The sequence below is a fragment of the Paenibacillus sp. PK3_47 genome, from assembly GCF_023520895.1.
In the GTDB taxonomy this organism is placed as follows: Bacteria; Bacillota; Bacilli; order Paenibacillales; family Paenibacillaceae; genus Paenibacillus_AQ.
Window position 1 is genome coordinate 2,273,083 of sequence record NZ_CP026029.1, and the last position, 18,288, is coordinate 2,291,370.

Annotated in this window: 17 protein-coding genes; all 17 read right to left on the reverse strand. The window is 51.6% G+C overall.

What is annotated here, in order from left to right:
• Nucleotides 1–6: 6 nt before the first annotated feature.
• The gene (gene csaB, locus C2I18_RS10230) at nt 7–1,143 is read right to left on the reverse strand and encodes a polysaccharide pyruvyl transferase CsaB (protein WP_249901080.1); all 1,137 of its coding nucleotides are present in this window, start codon (nt 1,141–1,143) and stop codon (nt 7–9) included.
• The gene (locus C2I18_RS10235) at nt 1,119–3,155 is read right to left on the reverse strand and encodes a DUF5693 family protein (RefSeq protein ID WP_249901081.1); all 2,037 of its coding nucleotides are present in this window, start codon (nt 3,153–3,155) and stop codon (nt 1,119–1,121) included. Before C2I18_RS10235 ends, csaB begins: the two co-directional genes overlap by 25 nt.
• 106 nt (nt 3,156–3,261) lie before the next feature.
• Nucleotides 3,262–4,980: a phospho-sugar mutase gene (locus C2I18_RS10240; protein ID WP_249901082.1), complete on the reverse strand. Its 1,719-nt coding sequence runs from the start codon at nt 4,978–4,980 to the stop codon at nt 3,262–3,264.
• Nucleotides 4,981–5,029: 49 nt separating this feature from the next.
• Entirely contained in the window at nt 5,030–5,452 is a 423-nt protein-coding gene (gene fabZ, locus C2I18_RS10245; protein WP_249901083.1) for a 3-hydroxyacyl-ACP dehydratase FabZ, read from the reverse strand.
• Between the two features lie 269 nt (nt 5,453–5,721).
• Nucleotides 5,722–5,955 carry a DNA-directed RNA polymerase subunit beta gene (locus C2I18_RS10250; protein WP_249901084.1) on the reverse strand — a complete coding sequence of 78 codons (234 nt, stop codon included), beginning with the start codon at nt 5,953–5,955 and terminating at the stop codon, nt 5,722–5,724.
• A gap of 8 nt (nt 5,956–5,963) precedes the next feature.
• The gene (locus C2I18_RS10255; protein WP_249901085.1) at nt 5,964–6,785 is read right to left on the reverse strand and encodes a flagellar hook-basal body protein; all 822 of its coding nucleotides are present in this window, start codon (nt 6,783–6,785) and stop codon (nt 5,964–5,966) included.
• Nucleotides 6,786–6,837: 52 nt separating this feature from the next.
• Nucleotides 6,838–7,713, reverse strand: a complete 876-nt coding sequence (locus C2I18_RS10260; protein ID WP_249901086.1) for a flagellar hook-basal body protein — start codon at nt 7,711–7,713, stop codon at nt 6,838–6,840.
• Between the two features lie 49 nt (nt 7,714–7,762).
• A complete protein-coding gene (gene mreB, locus C2I18_RS10265; RefSeq protein ID WP_249901087.1) occupies nt 7,763–8,761 on the reverse strand; it encodes a rod shape-determining protein in 999 nt (332 codons plus the stop codon).
• Nucleotides 8,762–8,943: 182 nt separating this feature from the next.
• Nucleotides 8,944–9,231: a sporulation transcriptional regulator SpoIIID gene (gene spoIIID, locus C2I18_RS10270; RefSeq protein WP_038597396.1), complete on the reverse strand. Its 288-nt coding sequence runs from the start codon at nt 9,229–9,231 to the stop codon at nt 8,944–8,946.
• A gap of 218 nt (nt 9,232–9,449) precedes the next feature.
• Nucleotides 9,450–10,187 (reverse strand): stage II sporulation protein SpoIIQ, encoded by a 738-nt coding sequence (spoIIQ, locus tag C2I18_RS10275; RefSeq protein WP_249901088.1) that lies wholly within the window; start codon nt 10,185–10,187, stop codon nt 9,450–9,452.
• Between the two features lie 61 nt (nt 10,188–10,248).
• Complete coding sequence (gene spoIID / locus C2I18_RS10280) at nt 10,249–11,391, reverse strand: stage II sporulation protein D (RefSeq protein WP_249901089.1); 1,143 nt, start codon at nt 11,389–11,391, stop codon at nt 10,249–10,251.
• 155 nt (nt 11,392–11,546) lie between these two features.
• Complete coding sequence (gene murA, locus C2I18_RS10285; protein WP_249901090.1) at nt 11,547–12,908, reverse strand: UDP-N-acetylglucosamine 1-carboxyvinyltransferase; 1,362 nt, start codon at nt 12,906–12,908, stop codon at nt 11,547–11,549.
• A gap of 197 nt (nt 12,909–13,105) precedes the next feature.
• On the reverse strand, nt 13,106–13,363 hold the full coding sequence (locus C2I18_RS10290; protein ID WP_249901091.1) for a DUF1146 family protein: 258 nt from the start codon (nt 13,361–13,363) through the stop codon (nt 13,106–13,108).
• Between the two features lie 237 nt (nt 13,364–13,600).
• On the reverse strand, nt 13,601–14,017 hold the full coding sequence (locus tag C2I18_RS10295; protein ID WP_249901092.1) for a F0F1 ATP synthase subunit epsilon: 417 nt from the start codon (nt 14,015–14,017) through the stop codon (nt 13,601–13,603).
• 116 nt (nt 14,018–14,133) lie between these two features.
• On the reverse strand, nt 14,134–15,531 hold the full coding sequence (gene atpD / locus C2I18_RS10300) for a F0F1 ATP synthase subunit beta (RefSeq protein ID WP_249901093.1): 1,398 nt from the start codon (nt 15,529–15,531) through the stop codon (nt 14,134–14,136).
• A gap of 123 nt (nt 15,532–15,654) precedes the next feature.
• Nucleotides 15,655–16,524 carry an ATP synthase F1 subunit gamma gene (atpG, locus tag C2I18_RS10305; protein ID WP_249901094.1) on the reverse strand — a complete coding sequence of 290 codons (870 nt, stop codon included), beginning with the start codon at nt 16,522–16,524 and terminating at the stop codon, nt 15,655–15,657.
• Between the two features lie 247 nt (nt 16,525–16,771).
• On the reverse strand, nt 16,772–18,283 hold the full coding sequence (atpA, locus tag C2I18_RS10310) for a F0F1 ATP synthase subunit alpha (protein ID WP_249901095.1): 1,512 nt from the start codon (nt 18,281–18,283) through the stop codon (nt 16,772–16,774).
• Between the last annotated feature and the right edge of the window lie 5 nt (nt 18,284–18,288).

Genomic DNA, 18,288 nt, shown 5'->3' on the forward strand with positions numbered 1-18,288 from the left:
TGTCTATCATCCTTTGCGGAAAAATTGTGCAATTTGCCGGGCAGGAGCCTCGGCCTCATTAATCAAACCTGAAATCAGCGGTTCACGCTCACGCCGCCAGTCTTCTGCGGAATCAAGAAGTCCAAGCAATTCATTGGCAACTTTACTGCCATCCAGGGAAGCTGTCGTGCCTACCGGCTTACAGCGGATGCGGTCCAGAAAATGGTCGATCTTCGGGTCGTAAGACACACCCATTAAAGGAACACGTCTTCCTGCCGCATAGATCAGGCTGTGCAGCCGCATTCCGATCAGAGCATCGCAGCCGCCTACCTCGCGCAGCATCTGCAGCGGATGGAGCGCGTCCTCGCAAATACTGACCGCTCCGCCCTGCTCTTCAGCACCCTTCTCCAGCTTCTGCATCACATACCTGGAAGCCTCATTATCCAAAGGATGATGAAACGGCAGAAAGCGGAGGTGGAGAGGCTGCTGTGCACAGGCTCTCAGCAGCCCGTCTGCAATGGCATCCAGTTCACGGCGTGATTCTTCCCAGTAGCGGACTGATATCCCAACCATCTTCATACGGTTTTCCCCGGTAACAGCGCCGGGACCCTTTCCGTCCGTATCCTCCGGCAGCGTCAGCCCCATAACAGGATCTGGAACAACCATGATCTGTTCTCCGCGAAGTCCCATATGCTGGAGAAGCTGGCGGGACTGCTCGTCCCGCACGGATACAAAGGTACACTTGCGGAAGACCGATTTGATCATCGGATGAAACAGTTTGCGGTTAACCGGCCCAATCCCCTGTGCATAGATAAAGGTCGGTTTCCCCATCCACTGCGCCAGCTTAATGATGCCCAGATAATACGGGATGGTCTTGCTGCCGGTTACATCCTGCAGCAGGCTGCCTCCTCCGCTGATCAGCCCTGTACTCTCCGCAATCGCCCGGCGGACTTCTCCGAGCTTCATCCGGTGTACGGCCTTCACTCCATAGGTGGCAGTTGTCCATTCCGGATCTATCGACAGGACAACCGGCTCAATCGTTATTCCCGCAGCCTGTGATTGCTTCTGCAATGCAATCAGTATCGATTGCAGCACCGCCTCATCACCGCTGTTGCGGAACCCGTAATAGCCCGAGATAATTATCTTTTGAGCAGCGGTGACCATCGTTTCCAACACCTCTCAACAATTTGCCATACGCCAACGGCAATAATCCCGATAACCAGGCCCAATCCCAGTCCCAGCAGTCCGCGGATCAGCGAAATCATCACCGGAGAATGAATATGGGCAAAGGTATCCACCATGGATAGCTGGCCGATTACTGCAATAATCATAATAAACGCGGCATTACGGTATTTATAGGCCATAAAGGCTCCAAGAATAAACAGCGGATGGGCCAGCAGGAACTCTTTGTTGCGCGGCCGTACGCCAACCGTATTCTCCAGGAAGGTACGGAAAGCTTTTTCAAATGGAAGGGTGCTGCCGCTGTTGCCTGTACGTGTCAAATAGTACCAGCCAATGATTGCAACTACACCGGCAACAATAACCCAGGCCAGTGTAATCGGAGTGCGGATCAGCTTGCCTGTCTTATTAAAGGCAAACTCGCCACGGTAGAGCAGCACATACAGTGCAACCAGCCCGATGGGCGCCAAATGCAGCAGGCTGACACCACGGAATTGGTTAAGTACCAGCGCATAGGTGATGTTATTGAGCAGCGCAATGACAAACGGTACCGCACTCAGAGAGATCAACGCGGTCTTCACATACAGCACCAGACTGTGTGTTAAACGGCGCTTCGGACTCATCACCTTATAGCCAGCCCCTTGCCCGCGCAGCGGAGGACCCTGCTCATTGATTTTACGGACCGCCAGAATAATAGCAACTGTAGGCGCACTGATCGCAACAGCCAGGGCAAGCGCCTGCTCAAACAGCGCAGGTCTCACCAGCAGAAGTCCGGCACTTCCAAGCAGCCCGACTGCCCATGCCGGAAGAGTCAGCCAAGGAATGAAGTATGACACCAGCAAAGCCACCATAGAAACCGCACCAATCACGGCGACCAGCTTGAAATAACGCTGCCAGGAGGAATCCACTACTTCAAAAGCGGTAGCCTGTCCAAGCGTAAATCCGTTATCTTCAATTTTCGCCACCGCACCGTCCGGCCCGCTAAGGCTTTCTACAAGATTATCCAAGGTATCGGTAATCTGTGCTTTCGTGGTATCCCGGGCAGGAATGGTATTCAGATAGATCATCCGGATATTGCGGTCTTTGGTAGCAAGCGCGAACCGGTCGGAGATAACCTCCGGGGACAACCGTGAATCCCCCTCGCTGAGTGAATACAGCCGTGTTACATTATAATCGAGCTGATAGGCCAGTTTACTGAAGCCCTTTTGCTGTGCCTTAATGTTCTCAATAGCTGCAATTCCGATGCCCCGCTCTTTCAGAAGTTCGCCAAAAGAGGTTAAGCTGTCCATTTCCGGGTCATCTGTAAAGCCTTTAACAGACTCCCCCTCGAACAGAACACGTTTGACTCCGAGCTCAGCGTAACGGTCCAGCAGCTTCTCCACCGCTTCCTGATTATAGACCAGGGAGTCCACGAGACGCGGAATAATGGTAAAGCCCCTGTCATGCAGCATTTCCAAAGTAATGGGATCCGGCTGCAGCGGCTTAAGCGTGGCGTCTTCAAGCGGTGTTTTTATAATCATCCCTTGCTGTCCGCGGAAGTTCCAATCCTCTGTAGCGATGTTAAGCCCGCTGAAAACCTCCTTAATCACTGGCTTAAGCGCTGCGCTATTTTCCGCACTTGTAAAGAGGACATATGTATAGTTCTCATTCTGCGGAATGACAGTATCGGTAAGATTGGCAACGTCGGCTGCTCCCCACATCATAAGGCGGCGCGCCCTGCGGAAATCCTCAAGCGTGTTCTCATATATAGCCATGCTCTGCACGCCGGCTTCCTTCAGACGGTCAAGCTGCTCCGAAATATAGTCCTGAGGGTTGGCACGGTAGCTCGCTGCCTCCACCAAATCACGGTAATCAAATACAAATTCAACTGTTTTGGATGACTTCTCTGTCTGCAGACGGTCATAAACCACCGGGAGAGCGGCAAGCACACCGATCACTACGATAATCCACAACCACTTGCGTGAAGCTGTATTCCAATGTTGCCATTTCTGCTGCACTAAAGTACCTCCTCTTTCACTTTAAAAACAATCCATACTCATGCAGAAACGGATGTGCTCCTGGCAGGAGCAGTATCCGTTTCTGAAAAGATATTCGTGTATTGTATTATTTCCCGTCAACGCGTGCCATAACCTGCTCTGTCAATGCAGCCACCTTGTCTTTGGCATCCTGCAGCGATTCCCCGCGTACCGCAAAGTATACTTTAATTTTTGGCTCCGTGCCCGAAGGGCGCAGGCAGAACCAGGAACCGTCTGACAGCAGATATTTCAGTACATTTTCTTTCGGCAGCCCGTTCAGTCCGAGAGAGTAATCGAGCACTTCAGTTACGGAAGCACCAGCAATTTCCTGCGGCGGGCTGGTGCGCCAGTCATTCATAATGCCTTGAATTTGCGCAACGCCGTCTTTTCCTTTCAATGTACGTGACTCCAGGCTTTCGAGGAAGTAGCCGAACTGCCCGTAGAGCTCCTGAAGCACATCATACAGGGTTTTACCTTGTGCTTTGTAATAGGCACCGGCTTCGGCAATAAGCATGGAAGCAAGCACGGCGTCTTTATCACGCGCATAATTTCCGGCCAGGTAGCCATAGCTTTCTTCGTAACCGAAGAGGTAGGTATAGTCCCCGGATTGCTCAAACTGGTTCATCTTTTCACCGATGTATTTGAAGCCGGTCAGGGTGTTAAATACGGTAGCCCCGTAGTAAGAGGCAACAGCAGCACCCATTTCACTGGTGACGATAGTCTTGACTACAGCACCATTGCTTGGCAGCTTGCCTTGCTCCTGCAGCCGGCTCAGGTAGTAATGGATCATCAGTGCACCGGACTGGTTGCCGGACAGTACGACGAATTTGCCTTCATTATCACGGACAACCGCACCCATCCGGTCAGCATCAGGGTCTGTTCCGATCAGCAGGTCGGCATTTAATTCTTCTCCAAGCTTAATTGCCAGTGTGAAAGCTTCACGCTCTTCCGGATTCGGGGACTTCACTGTAGAGAACTCGGAATCCGGCTGCTCCTGCTCAGGCACCACGTGAACTTCAGTAAATCCTACCTTTTTCAAAACACTGCGGACCGGCAGGTTGCCTGTTCCATGCAGCGGTGTGAATACAATTTTGAAGTCACGGCCAAGGGTAGAGGTGATCTCCTCACGGGCAACGCTGACAGCAGCTACCGTATCCGTGAAGGCTTCGTCTTCCTTCTCTCCCAGCCAGTGAAGCAGTCCCTGGCTCTCGGCTTCCTCTTGGGAAATCCGTTTCACGCCATTAAAGGAATCCACTTCAAGAATACTTGCGATCACTTTCTCCGCTTCATCAGGCACAAGCTGTCCGCCGTCTGCATTGTATACTTTATAGCCGTTATACTCCGGAGGATTGTGACTCGCAGTGATGACAATACCGCCGGAAGCCTTCAAGTGGCGCACGGAGAAGGATAACTGCGGAGTAGAGCGCAAGGAGGGATACAAATGTGCTTCAATACCGTTACCAGCCAGTACCAGCGCAGCCTCCAGCGTAAATTCAGGCGAAAAGCGGCGTGAATCATGGGCAATGACAATAGATGGACGGCCTTCTCCCTTATGCTGCTCCAAAATATAATTAGCAAAGCCTTGGGTAGCTCTGCCGACAGTGTAACGGTTAATCCGGTTGCTGCCTGCACCGATAATACCACGGAGTCCGCCTGTTCCGAATTCCAGATCTCTGTAAAAGCGTTCCTCCAGCTCCTGCGGCTCATTGGCCAGCGCATTCAGCTCCGCCTTGGTATTCTCGTCAACAGAAGGGTCCTGCAGCCAGCGGGACAATACTTCTGCCGCTTTCGGGGTTAATTGAGTCATGTGGAATCTCTCCTTCTCCATTTATAATGTATGATTGAATACTGGATTCTTAGCTTAGTGCAAACATGATTTCCCCGGAAGCTACTACCTTATCATCCACCTTAGCGGTAGCCTGTCCTTTTCCGATGCTGCCCTTTAGCCGGGTAATCTCTACTTCAAGCGTCAGCGTATCTCCCGGTACAACCTGACCCCGGAAGCGGAACCCATCCAGTCCTGCAAGAAAACCGATTTTGCCGCGGTTGGCTTCCACGCCAAGAATGGCTACAGCGCCAACCTGAGCCAGCGCTTCTGTAATCAGTACACCCGGCATTACCGGGTACCCCGGAAAATGCCCTGTAAAGAACGGTTCATTTACCGTTACATTCTTGATGCCTACAGCGCGTTTGCCCATTTCTATTTCAGTGATTTTGTCCACCAGCAGAAATGGGGGCCGGTGGGGGATTATTTCTTGAATTTGATTGATATCGAGCATTATCGCAAAGCTCCTTTCGCATAACCGCGTGTGACTTTAGCTTTATTCTTTGCAAAGTCTGCATAAATATGGGCAGCTTCGGCAAAAATTATTACTATCCTTCACCACCTGCAGCAGTGGAGGTTAAGATAAGGGGGCTTTCTCCACCGCTCGCGGCAGCAGTGGGGAGGGCCCTTTTTGGCGTCCTGCAGTCCCCAATCATTATACATTTTCCAGTATAAAAAAGAAAACTCCCCTGTACAACAGGAGAGTTCCAAACCGCTTCATCTTTAGGGCGCAAATACCAGATCATATACATGCTTCCAGGTGCTCCACATCAGCACATCGCCGAGTTCTTTTTTGCCCAGAATAACGTAACCGGCGACAAGGCCGCCCCCCAGTGCAGCTATAAGCAGCAGCGGGATCAGAAACCACTGGATCATCGTCCACCTGGACGTCCTGCGCTGCCGGACAGGCGGCTGCTGCTCCTCTTCTTCGGGTCTGTTAATGTTCTGACGATTCATCCCTTCACCTACCCGCGCATCGAATTAGCCAGGCCAAGCATCTGGTCACTGGAGGAAAGCGCCCGGGCTGCAAGCTGGTATGTGCGCTGAATCTGCATCATTTCTGTCATTTCCTTGCTGAGATCCACATTGGATTGCTCCAGGTAGCCGGAACGCACACCTACATCAGAAGCTTCGCCCGGTGCTCTCTGGATAAAGGCCTGAGCAGCTGTCACGCCTTCAGGAAGCACATAGAAGTTACCGTCTACAGCCTGCAGGGCACTCTGTCTCAGCGGTTCCACAATCATAATCGTTCCTGCTACCGTGACCGGTGTATTCTCTCCAGTCTTCGTCAGCACCCGGCCCTTCTCATCGATAGCGGCACTCACATTGGCCGGCACCGTCAGCGGATTTCCTTCGGTATTAAGTACAGGATTGCCTGTATTATCAACCAGCATCATATTCGCGGCATTAGCAGCGTCGGGGACAAAATGAAAATCACCCTGACGGGTATACGCCGTGCCCCCGTTCACCTGAACCCCGAACAATCCGTTGCCCTGCAGCGCCAGATCCGTCGGATTCCCCGTTTCCTGAAGCGGCCCCTCTTCCCAATTGGTTGTAACTTCAGGTACGCGGACACCAAATCCCATGTTGAAGCCCAGCGGCATGCTGCGTCCCGGCTGATCGTAGTCCCTGGACTGCTGCTGTACACGGGTCAGCACATCTTCAAAAGACCCTTCTTTGCTCTTATATCCGTTAGTATCCATATTGGCAATATTATTTGCGATAATTTCCAGCCGCCGCTGAAGGCTGGCCATAGAGACAGATGCACCGATTGTTGAGTTATTCATAAATCAGACCTCCTAAAAGCTGTACGTGCAAAGCTTACTTCATAAGTATAGCCTATACCCTGCCAACTTCATTTACTGTCTTCTGCAAGCTGCTGTCGTAAAACTGGATGACCTTCTGGTTCGCTTCATACGCCCGGTAGGCGGCGTTCATATCTACAGTCACTTGTGTGGCATCTACATTGGAGCCCTCCAGATACCCCTGCCGTACCTGCAGATTGTCATTGGCATCCGCAAAGCGGATGCCTGCTGCATCTTCATCATCAGCGTGGAATACCCCGTTACCGTCACGCACCAGCTCCTGCGGGCTTGCAACTACACTGATGCCGATTCTTGTCCCTGAAGGAAGCCCAGTGGCCGGGTCCAGCAGGTTACCCTGCCCGTCCACTTTAAGATCTTCCTGGGGACCTGTCAACACAAGGGGGTTGCCATTTGCATCCAGAACATTAAAGCCCCCGGAGCTCAGTACCTGTCCGGTTGCACTTACTGTGAAGCTTCCGTTCCGTGTATATAAATTGTTGCCTTCATTATCCTGTACAGTAAAAAACGCCTGCGGACGGTAAGTTACCTCACCCTCAGGACTTACATATTTGCCTGAACCGTCAAATACAATAGCGTCCCCGGTAGCAGGGTCCTGCATCTGAAGATCCGCAGACAAAGCAAAATCAGCAGGCTTTCCGCTCTCAATCAGATCTCCCTGCAAATACTGGGAAACAGATTGTTCTGCAAAAACCCCTGTATTCATCCGTCCGATCTGCTTCGCAGTCCCGCCGCTCATGGCAGAGATCAGGACCTCGGGAAAGGCATGGGTGACACTGTCGACCTGCTTATATCCCGTTGTATTCAAATTGGCAATGTTCTGAGTTGCCGTGTCATGTCTGCGCTGCTGAGTAACCAGACCGGCAGCGGCTGTATATAATCCTCTAATCACGAGGGCAATTCCCCTTCCTGAATCTGCTGTTATCCTTATTATCGGCAGTTCAGAATTTTTTCTTAACGGCCTTGTCCAAATGGTTCAGCATCAGTCCGGTTCCTTTAACCACACAGTGCATCGGGTCTTCCGCTACCCACACCGGAACATGCAGCTCCTCCGAGAGGAGCTCGTCCAGCCCGTTAAGCAGCGCACCGCCTCCAGTCAGAACAACTCCCCGGTCGATAATGTCTGCAGACAGCTCCGGAGGTGTACGTTCCAGCACCGATTTGGCCGCAGCCACAATCGAGGATACCGGTTCCCAAAGGGCTTCCTTCACTTCACCCGAAGTAATTGTAAGCGTCTGGGGAAGCCCGCTGACCATATCCCGTCCTCTGATATCCATCTCGGCTTTCATGAGACCCGGGCGCACCGTTCCAATGGACACCTTGATATCCTCAGCGGTACGTTCACCGATGAGCAGTTTATATTTGGCCTTAATATATTTTAAAATGGCATCGTCGAACTTGTCCCCTGCGACTTTAATCGAGGAGGCGGTAACGACGTCGCCCATAGACAACACGGCTACATCCGTCGTTCCGCCGCCAATGTCGACGACCATATTTCCGCTAGGCTGGTAAATATCCATTCCCGCTCCGATAGCAGCGGCTTTGGGCTCTTCTTCCATAAAAACTTCCTTGGCCCCGCTGCGCTCGGCCGCTTCCCGGATCGATTTCTGTTCAACTGATGTTATATTAGTGGGGGCACAGATCAAAATGCGGGGCCGTGCGTACCAGGTACGTCCGCCAACACTATCGATAAAATGCTTCAGCATCATTTCAGTAATGGCAAAATCTGCAATAACACCGTCCCTGAGCGGGCGGATCGTTGTAATGTTACCAGGTGTCCGCCCCACCATCCGGCGTGCCTGTTCACCTACCGCAAGGACTCTCTTTGTATCACTTTCGAGCGTGACCACGGAGGGTTCATCCAGAACGACTCCCCTTCCTTTGACATGTATGAGCACATTGGCCGTGCCGAGATCGATTCCGATATCCTTGCTAAGCATAATGAAAGAGCCCCCAAAGTGTTATTTTAGATGAGAATAGTTAGTTGTAGAACGTGAACTTAATAATGCTGAAGCGATTCATTATTAAGTTCATCTTGTGCAGTACCAAATTTAAAAATACCATACTTTAGGGGAAGTATTCAATGAAATATAGCTTAATTATTGCCTAAATTCTAAAAATCTTACGGCTTGGCGGCTACGGCTACTTCGCGTTTTTTACCGGTTGTTTTTTTATATTTAATTTTGGTGGCTTCTCCTCCCCGCAGATGACGGATTGATTTGTGATATTCGAGAATGTGCTTGACCTGATCGGCCAGATCGGGGTTAATCTCCGGTAAACGTTCGGTTAAGTCTTTATGCACCGTGCTTTTTGAAACGCCAAATTCTTTGGCAATCGTTCGGACCGTATGCCTGGTTTCCACGATGCAGCGTCCAATTTTGATCGTACGTTCCTTGATGTAATCGTGCACGCTCCCGCCTCCCAACTGTGGATAGTTTGGTACATTATATGAGGGGCGGGCCTATATATTCGCGCTTTCAGGGTGTGACAAGCCCGGGAAGGCTCATTTTATTTCCTGGACAACCTGAAAAAGACCTATTCGGGGATAAAAACGTCCATTCAAAGACCTATTGCCGGTAAAATAACAAAAAACAGGAGGCTTCTCGCCCCCTGCAAATAAGATTCGGCTTAACGCTGCGGCAGCAGATCCGAAGGATTCACTACCTCGCCGTCTTCGTACACTTCAAAGTGCACATGATTGCCAAGATTTTTCTCAATTTCACTGCGTCCGGCTGTAGCCAGCGTGTCGCCCTGCTTCACTTGGTCGCCCTGCTTCACTTTGGTGTCGCCGAGGCTTTGGTACACGGTCTTCAGATTGCCCGGATGGGTGATCTCCACAACCTTGCCAAGCACTGCAACATCTTCTACTCTGGTTACTTCACCGCTCAATGCAGCTTTTACATCAAACGTCTTGTTATCCTCACGGGCGATATCGATACCTGCATTCGGCACGAAGGTGTCATTATACTGCACCATGGCGGCCACGTGATTTTCTTCGGTACCATTTTCATCATAGAACGGCTTAACAACTTCTACTTCTCCGGGGTTGGCCACTGGCCATACCAGAGTCTCTGCTGAAGCGACTACTTCAAGTGCGGCAGGATCTTCAGCTGTTCCGGCATTTTGCCCGGAGAGAGCGGAGTCCTGGTTAACCACGGCGGTGTCTTGAGTCAGCGGCTTTTGGCCGGCATCCTGATAGACCCACACCAAGGTTAGTATAATTGCCGCTGCTGCCGTGTAGACTGCCGGGAATACCCAGCGTTTGGATAAAGCCTTGCTCCATGAAGATGGCTTTGCGCCTGAATCTCCCTGCTTGTTTTTGAGAGATTCATCATGGTTTGTTTTGTTTTTGTCTTGTTCATTCATATGTTTATCACCTCAATAACCAGTGTTACCGGGCGATTGGCTTTTATACGTATCTTCCAAGTTATTTTTTCAGGAGAGTTGAGACTTGGGCAAAGGAGACCCCGCTGTAATAGTGTTTGAGAATCTGCGTGGCCGTACTGCCTTCCCTGGCCATACCGTTCGCTCCCCATTGGCTCATGCCGACGCCATGCCCGTTTCCGTAGGTGGTGATCAAAATATCGTTCCCCTGCCCTTTCCAGGTGAACTGGCTGGAACGCAGCCCCAGCTTCTCACGCACTTCCCGTCCGGTAAACACCTTTCCGCCAATGGAGATCTCCTTCACCCGGTGTCCGGCGGTCAATGAGAGCACTACCGCAGGCAGCCGCGATGAAACCGATGATACCGGCTGTGCCTGGCCGGAAGTGCTGGCAGCGAGCGCCTTGGCACCAAGACCCAGCTTGCTCATTACCTCAGCAGTGCTGAAGGTATAGTTCACTGCCAGATTAGGCGTGATCTCCTGCTCCCAGGGACTCGCTACACTCCGCAGGTAAGGTACGGCTGCATTCCAGTAGTCTTCCGAATTCTCCGTATAGCCTCCGCTGGAGGCGAAAAAAGAGGCCGTAATCGGCTGGCCCTTATAGGTCATGATGACGCCGCGCGTTTCTAAGGCCGCGCGGCGGATCTTGGCCAGCCCGGCGCTTTTGCCGCCGTGCTCCCATTCCCGTTCCAGCGTGTCCTTCGATACGTAAGCCTGGTGGCTTACCGTATCACTGACATCCGCCTCCGGAACGGGCACCCCGCTGTGATCGCCGGCCGCAAGGCGCCGGGCGATAAAGGTGCGGGCGGCCACGGCCTGGGCTTTGAGCGCTTCGAGCTCAAAGTCTGCCGGCATCTCGGCCGCCAGCACGCCGCTGACGTAGTCCTCCAGCGGCAGGGTCTCTATTTGTCCGCTTTGCGACAAATAGACGGATACCTCCGGCTGCGGGGCTTCCGCAGCAGCCGGTGCCGGCGGCGCCGGGACGGCCGTGGCCGGCGGCACGGCCGGGGGCGCCGGTTGTCCGCTGCGCAGCGGGACAACCGCCAGGGGCAGCAGCAGCGCCGCGAGCAGCGGCGCGGCCAGCCAGGCGGCAGGGGCAAGCCGCCTGAGCCGGGGCGAAAGCCGCCGCTTGCGTGCATAGCGGCTGCGCAGCTTCATTTTGCGTCCAGGAAAGCGGAAATCTTTCATTTCTATAACTCCCTCCGTAAGCAGCGGTGATTCTTATAGATATGAGTTTCCGCAGGCTGATAGAACGCTATTCTAAGAGTGAGAGAATGTACGAAAAAAAGACCGCCCCGCAATCACGGGACAGTCTTTTCTCGATATTATTTAAAGATTATACATTATACCCAGGTCGGTTGAGCCTGAAAGCGCGGCTTAAGCTCCTCGCCCTTGGCACTTTCCGGTTTACGCGCTTCTTCCTTGGCAGCTGGAGCAGGCGACTCTTCCATGGAAATCCGCCATATATCCGCACCAAGTCCCGACAGCTTCTCAGCCAGATTCACATAACCGCGGTCGATGTGATGGGTGCCGCTGACTTCTGTAGTACCGTCGGCAACAAGGCCCGCCAAAATAAGCGCAGCACCTGCACGCAGGTCCGTAGCGCAGACTTTGGCACCTACCAGCTTAGCATTTCCGGTGACAATCGCAGAACGGCCTTCAATTTTGATCTCGGCATTCATATTGTGGAATTCATCCACATGCATGAAGCGGTTCTCAAATACAGTCTCGGTGACCACACTGGTACCTTCCGAACGGAGCAGCAGCGCCATCATCTGGGACTGCATGTCGGTAGGAAAGCCCGGATAAGGCAAAGTCTTCAGATCCACAGCCTTCAGCGGCTTGTCGCTGATAACGCGCAGGCCGTTTTCGTCAGGAATAATCGTAACGCCCATTTCCTCCATCTTGGCAATAACAGGTCCCAGATGATCGGCAATCGCGCCTTCAACATACACGTCACCTCCGGTAATTGCAGCAGCAGCCATATAGGTGCCTGCTTCAATCCGGTCCGGAATGACATGATGTTTTACGCCGTGCAGCTTCTCCACACCTTCAATACGGATGACGCCGGTTCCCGCACCGCGGACAATTCCGCCCATACCGTTCAGGTAATTGGCCAAGTCAACAATTTCGGGTTCTTTTGCAGCATTCTCTATTACTGTTACACCTTCGGCAAGTGCCGCGGCCATCATTATATTTTCAGTCGCGCCTACACTGGCAACATCCAGATATACCTTGGCGCCGCGCAGCCGGCCGTTCGATTTTGCTTCAATGTAGCCTTGGCCCAAACTGATCTCAGCGCCCAGTGCTTCAAACCCTTTGAGATGCTGGTCAATCGGCCTTGTGCCGATCGCGCAACCGCCCGGTAAGGAAATGCGCGTATGACCCATGCGGGACAAAAGAGGGCCCATCACCAAAAAGGAAGCCCGCATTTTCCGCACCCACTCATAGGGCGCTTCACAGGTAGCGATGTTTCTGGCATCCACTTCGATGATATCATTTTGATATGTAACACCCGCACCCAAAGATTCCAGCACTTTGCTGATGGTCATTACATCGTCTAGCGGAGGTGCGTCTACAATGACGCTCACTCCTTCTTCTGCCAATAGAGAGGCGGCTATGATCGGTAGTACGGAATTTTTTGCGCCGCTAACTTTCACGCTCCCGGTCAATCTGTTGCCACCGCGGACGATAAATTTGCTCATACGGTTTCCCTCCGCGTCCATTATTTCTGAATTTTAATTTTGAAGTTAATAATCATCTGTTAAATACCGGATATTCCGTCATGGAGACCTGTGTGCAGGCGTCTTCCTTAAGCCTCAGTGTTGACATAATAAAACCTTATTATTCGACACCTTTTTCACTCAGCGGCCTACGACAGATATAACCAAACCGACCGTCATTAAAACATGTTGCGTATCATCCCGCTCCAGCCCAGATAATCAAGCAGAAAGCCCGCCACGAAATGCCCAAGAACGATAGCCAGCAGTAAATGCAGCAGTCTCCCTTGCGGGCTCTTGGGATATCTTATGACCAAATCCAGCTTAAGGTTCTGAAGTGCCCACCAAGATAATACAACACAGAGCAAAGAAACGATCATGGCCACCAGTCCATTGGTACCGATCGTGCTGGAAAGGTCATCGTACAGCAGTTGTTCCATGTTAACCCTCCGTGTGAATGTTTCTTGGAAATCGACTCTTATATCATACTTGCGCAAGTGAAAAGAATCCAGTACTTTTACAAACTTTTAAACTTTTCGACCCGGTAAAACATGGTAATTACAGCTTCTTAACTTCTTAATTTATCATAATTGTACAAAAGTTCACAAGATTAGGAGATGCAGATCCTCCTCTTAACAAAAAAAACAGCCAAGCCCAGGGCTTGACCGTAATTTATATTACTTTTGTCCTTTTCCAGTGGACACTTTAATCCGTGTAACCGCACGCTGCAGTGACAGCTCAGCACGGCGGTGATCCACTTCATCCTGTTTGCTGCGGGTTTGAAGACGGCGCTGTGCCCGCTCTTTAGCCGCTTCCGCGCGTTCAACATCAATATCTGTAGGCAGCTCTGCGCTTTCAGCCAGAACTGTCACTTTGTCTTTATGCACTTCTACAAAACCGCCGTGAACGGCGATTGTAGTTGTAACACCGTCGGATTTAACAGTGAGTGGAGCAACCTGGAGTGGAGTCACCAGCGGAATGTGTCCCGGCAAAATACCCAGCTCGCCATTAACTCCGCGTACGGTCAGGCTAGTAACCTGCTTGGAGTAAACCAGACGCTCCGGCGTGACAATTTCAAGCAGAAAGGTATTCACTTCCATTCCTCCTAAAAGCTTAACTTCGTTAAGCTCACATCGTAAGCACAGGCTTAAGCTTTACGAAGTAAAGCTTACATCGAAAGCATAAGCACAGGCTTAAGCTTTACACAGCATTACAAAGATTTTGCTTTTTCAACCGCTTCTTCAATTGTACCTACGAACAGGAAGGCCGCTTCCGGAAGATCATCATGCTTGCCGTCCAGAATTTCCTTGAAGCTGCGTACGGTTTCTTTGATCGGCACGTATTTGCCTTTGAAGCCGGTGAACTGCTCTGCCACGTGGAAAGGCTGGGACAGGAACCGCTCAACCTTACGGGCACGGGCTACAATAACCTTATCCTCTTCACTCAGCTCATCCATACCCAGGATCGCAATGATATCCTGAAGTTCAGTATAACGCTGAAGCAATTGTTTTACGCCTTGGGCTACATTGTAGTGCTCATCGCCTACCACTTCCGGAGCCAGGATACGGGAGCTGGAAGCCAGCGGATCCACGGCAGGGAAGATACCCTTCTCGGAGATTTTACGCTCCAGGTTAGTTGTCGCATCCAAGTGGGCAAATGCCGTGGCCGGAGCAGGGTCAGTGTAATCGTCCGCCGGTACGTAGATCGCCTGGATGGAAGTAACGGAACCTTTTTTGGTAGACGTAATCCGCTCCTGCAATTGTCCCATTTCTGTTGCCAGCGTCGGCTGGTAACCTACTGCGGACGGCATGCGGCCGAGCAATGCGGATACTTCGGAACCCGCTTGGGTGAAGCGGAATATGTTATCGATAAAGAGCAGCGTGTCACGGCCTTCGACATCACGGAAATATTCCGCCATGGTCAGACCGGTCAAAGCTACACGAAGACGTGCGCCCGGCGGCTCGTTCATTTGTCCGAATACCATAGCCGTTTTCTTGATAACGCCGGAATCGGTCATTTCATGGTAAAGGTCATTACCTTCACGGGTACGTTCACCAACACCTGCGAATACGGAAATACCGCCGTGCTCCTGCGCGATGTTGTTGATCAGTTCCTGGATCGTAACTGTCTTGCCTACGCCCGCACCGCCGAAGAGGCCGATTTTACCGCCCTTGGCATAAGGAGCAAGCAGGTCAATAACCTTAATCCCGGTTTCCAGAATCTCCGCTTGTGTCGACAATTCATCATAGGTCGGAGCAAGACGGTGGATCGGGTTCTTCTCAGCAACTACGGCAGCGCCGTTGTCGATCGGATTACCCAATACGTTAAATACACGGCCAAGCGTAGCTTCGCCGACCGGAACCGAAATCGGTCCTCCCAGGTCCATTGCACCAAGCCCGCGAACCAGGCCGTCCGTGGACGACATGGCGATACAGCGGACCAAATTGTCACCCAGGTGATTGGAAACCTCAAGTGTCAGATCAATAGTGCGGCCGTTTTCCAAGCTGGTTTCAATTTTGATGGCGTTGAAAATCTCGGGCAGCTGGCCGCGTTCAAATTCAATATCGACAACCGGACCCATAATGCTTACAACGCGTCCTTTGTTCATCTTATATTCCCTCCTCGAAAGCTGTTACATTGAGAAGAAACGATAGTGCCGCTCCAAAGAAGGGGCACCCGTTTCCGGTAAAAATATAAGGAGTTAAGCACACTGCTTAACCTGGCTTATACCTCAAGACTGCGCGTTTGCTCCGGCCACGATCTCGGTAATTTCCTGCGTAATAGCCGCCTGACGGGCGCGGTTATACGTAAGGGTAAGATTACCGATCATTTTGGACGCGTTCTTTGTTGCACTGCCCATCGCTGTCATTTTGGCACCCAGCTCACTGGCCTTGCCATCCAGAATAGCGCTGTAAATCAAAGTCTCTGCGTACTTAGGCAGCAATACTTCCAACACTCCCGCCGGAGACGGCTCGTATTCATAGCTTGCTGTCGGACCTGTATGCCCCGCTTCCCCTACTGCATCCATCGGCAGCAGGCGGTCTACGGTCGGCACTTGGCTGATGGCATTCACGAAACGGTTGTAACAGATGTACACCTCGTCATATACGCCGGTTTCAAACTGCTGAACAGCCGAATATGCAATCGACTTGATGTCGGAAAACTTCGGTGTATCGGACAGCTCGGTAACTTCCTCCATAATCGGATATTCACGGCGGCGCAAAAAGTCACGGCCCTTGCGGCCGATGACGAACAGACCGTATTCATCCTTGGATTTATGGCGTTCTGCCAGCGTCATCGTCACTTTACGCAGAATGTTGGCGTTATAACCGCCTGCAAGACCTCTGTCAGAGGTAACGACAATATAGGCCGTTTTCTTGACAGGACGGCTGACCAGCATCGGATGGGAAATGCCGTCTGTACCGGAAGCAATGCTCGCCACCACCTCTTTGAGCTTCTCCGAATACGGGCGGGAGGCTTCAGCCTTCTCCTGTGCCTTACGCAGCTTGGAGGCAGCTACCATCTCCATTGCTTTGGTAATCTGTCTGGTGTTTTGAACGCTTTTGATTTGACGTTTAATATCACGCATGCTTCTTGCCATGATTTCACCACCTTAAAGCTTTGGCGAAGCCAAAGCTGGCTTCGTAAGCATAATCTTAGCTTTGGCGAAACCAAAGCTACTTCGTAAGCATAATCTTAGCTTTGGCGAAACCAAAGCTACTTCGTAAGCATAATCTTAGCTTTGGCGAAACCAAAGCTATCGTAAGTATTATCTGAGCTTTGGCAGCAGCCAAAGCTCAACTCGTACAGCATATATTCAGCTCTTTATGCAGCATAAATGACGGGGATTAGCTGGTAGCGAAGCCTCTTTTGAACTTTCCGATAACATCTTTAAGTGCAGTCTCGTTATCTGCAGTCAGATCTTTGGTATCGGTGATAGATTTCAGGACTTCAGGAGCACTCGTATCCACAAACGCCAGGAATTCCTTCTCAAAACGTCTTACGTCTTTGACAGGGATATCATCCAGGTGGCCTTTGACAGCCGCATACAAGCTGATGACCTGATGTTCTACAGACAGAGGCTGGTTAACGCCCTGTTTGAGGATTTCCATCATACGGGCACCGCGGTTCAGACGGGCTTGCGTAGATTTATCCAGATCAGAACCGAACTGCGAGAACGCTTGAAGCTCGCGGTATTGGGCCAGATCCAGACGGAGTGAACCGGCAACCTTCTTCATGGCTTTGATCTGTGCAGAACCCCCTACACGGGATACAGAGATACCAACGTTGATAGCGGGACGCTGACCGGCGTTGAACAGGTCGGACTCCAGGAAGATCTGACCGTCAGTGATCGAGATTACGTTCGTAGGAATGTAAGCCGATACGTCGGAAGCCTGTGTTTCGATGAACGGCAGCGCGGTTAATGAACCACCACCAAGCTCATCGCTCAGTTTAGCTGCACGCTCCAGAAGACGGGAGTGCAGATAGAATACGTCACCAGGGAACGCTTCGCGGCCCGGAGGACGGCGGAGCAGCAGGGACAATTCACGGTAAGCCGAAGCCTGTTTGGAAAGGTCATCATAAATGACAAGGACATGCTCGCCTTTGTACATGAAATATTCGCCCATTGCGCAGCCTGCATATGGAGCAATATACAGCAGCGGGGACGGCTCGGAAGCCGACGCAGTTACAACGATTGTGTACTCCAGCGCGCCGTGGCGGCGGAGTGTTTCTACAACCTGTGCTACTGTGGATTGTTTTTGGCCGATGGCAACATAGATACATTTCATTCCGTTGCCTTTTTGGTTGATAATCGCATCAATTGCGATTGCCGTTTTACCGGTTTGGCGGTCACCGATGATCAGCTCGCGTTGTCCGCGGCCGATTGGAACCATTGCATCAATCGCTTTAAGACCAGTCTGCATCGGTTCATGGACCGATTTACGATCGATAACACCCGGTGCATTGTTTTCAACCGGACGGAACTCAGTTGTTGCGATTGGACCTTTACCGTCCAGCGGCTGGCCCAGAGGATTAACTACGCGGCCCAGCAGGGCTTCACCCACGGGTACCTGCATGATTTGTCCCGTACGTTTAACTTGATCGCCTTCACGGATTTCCTTGTACTCACCCAGAATAACAACGCCGACGTTGCTTTCTTCCAGATTGAGTGCCATGCCTACTACTCCGTTGGAGAACTCCAGCAACTCGCCTGCCATTGCGTTTTCCAGACCGTAGACACGGGCGATACCGTCTCCGACTTGAATGACGGTGCCAATTTCGGCCACTTCGATATCGGCTTTGTATTGCTCAATTTGACTTTTGATCAAAGTGCTGATCTCTTCAGGTCTGATGCCCAATATCC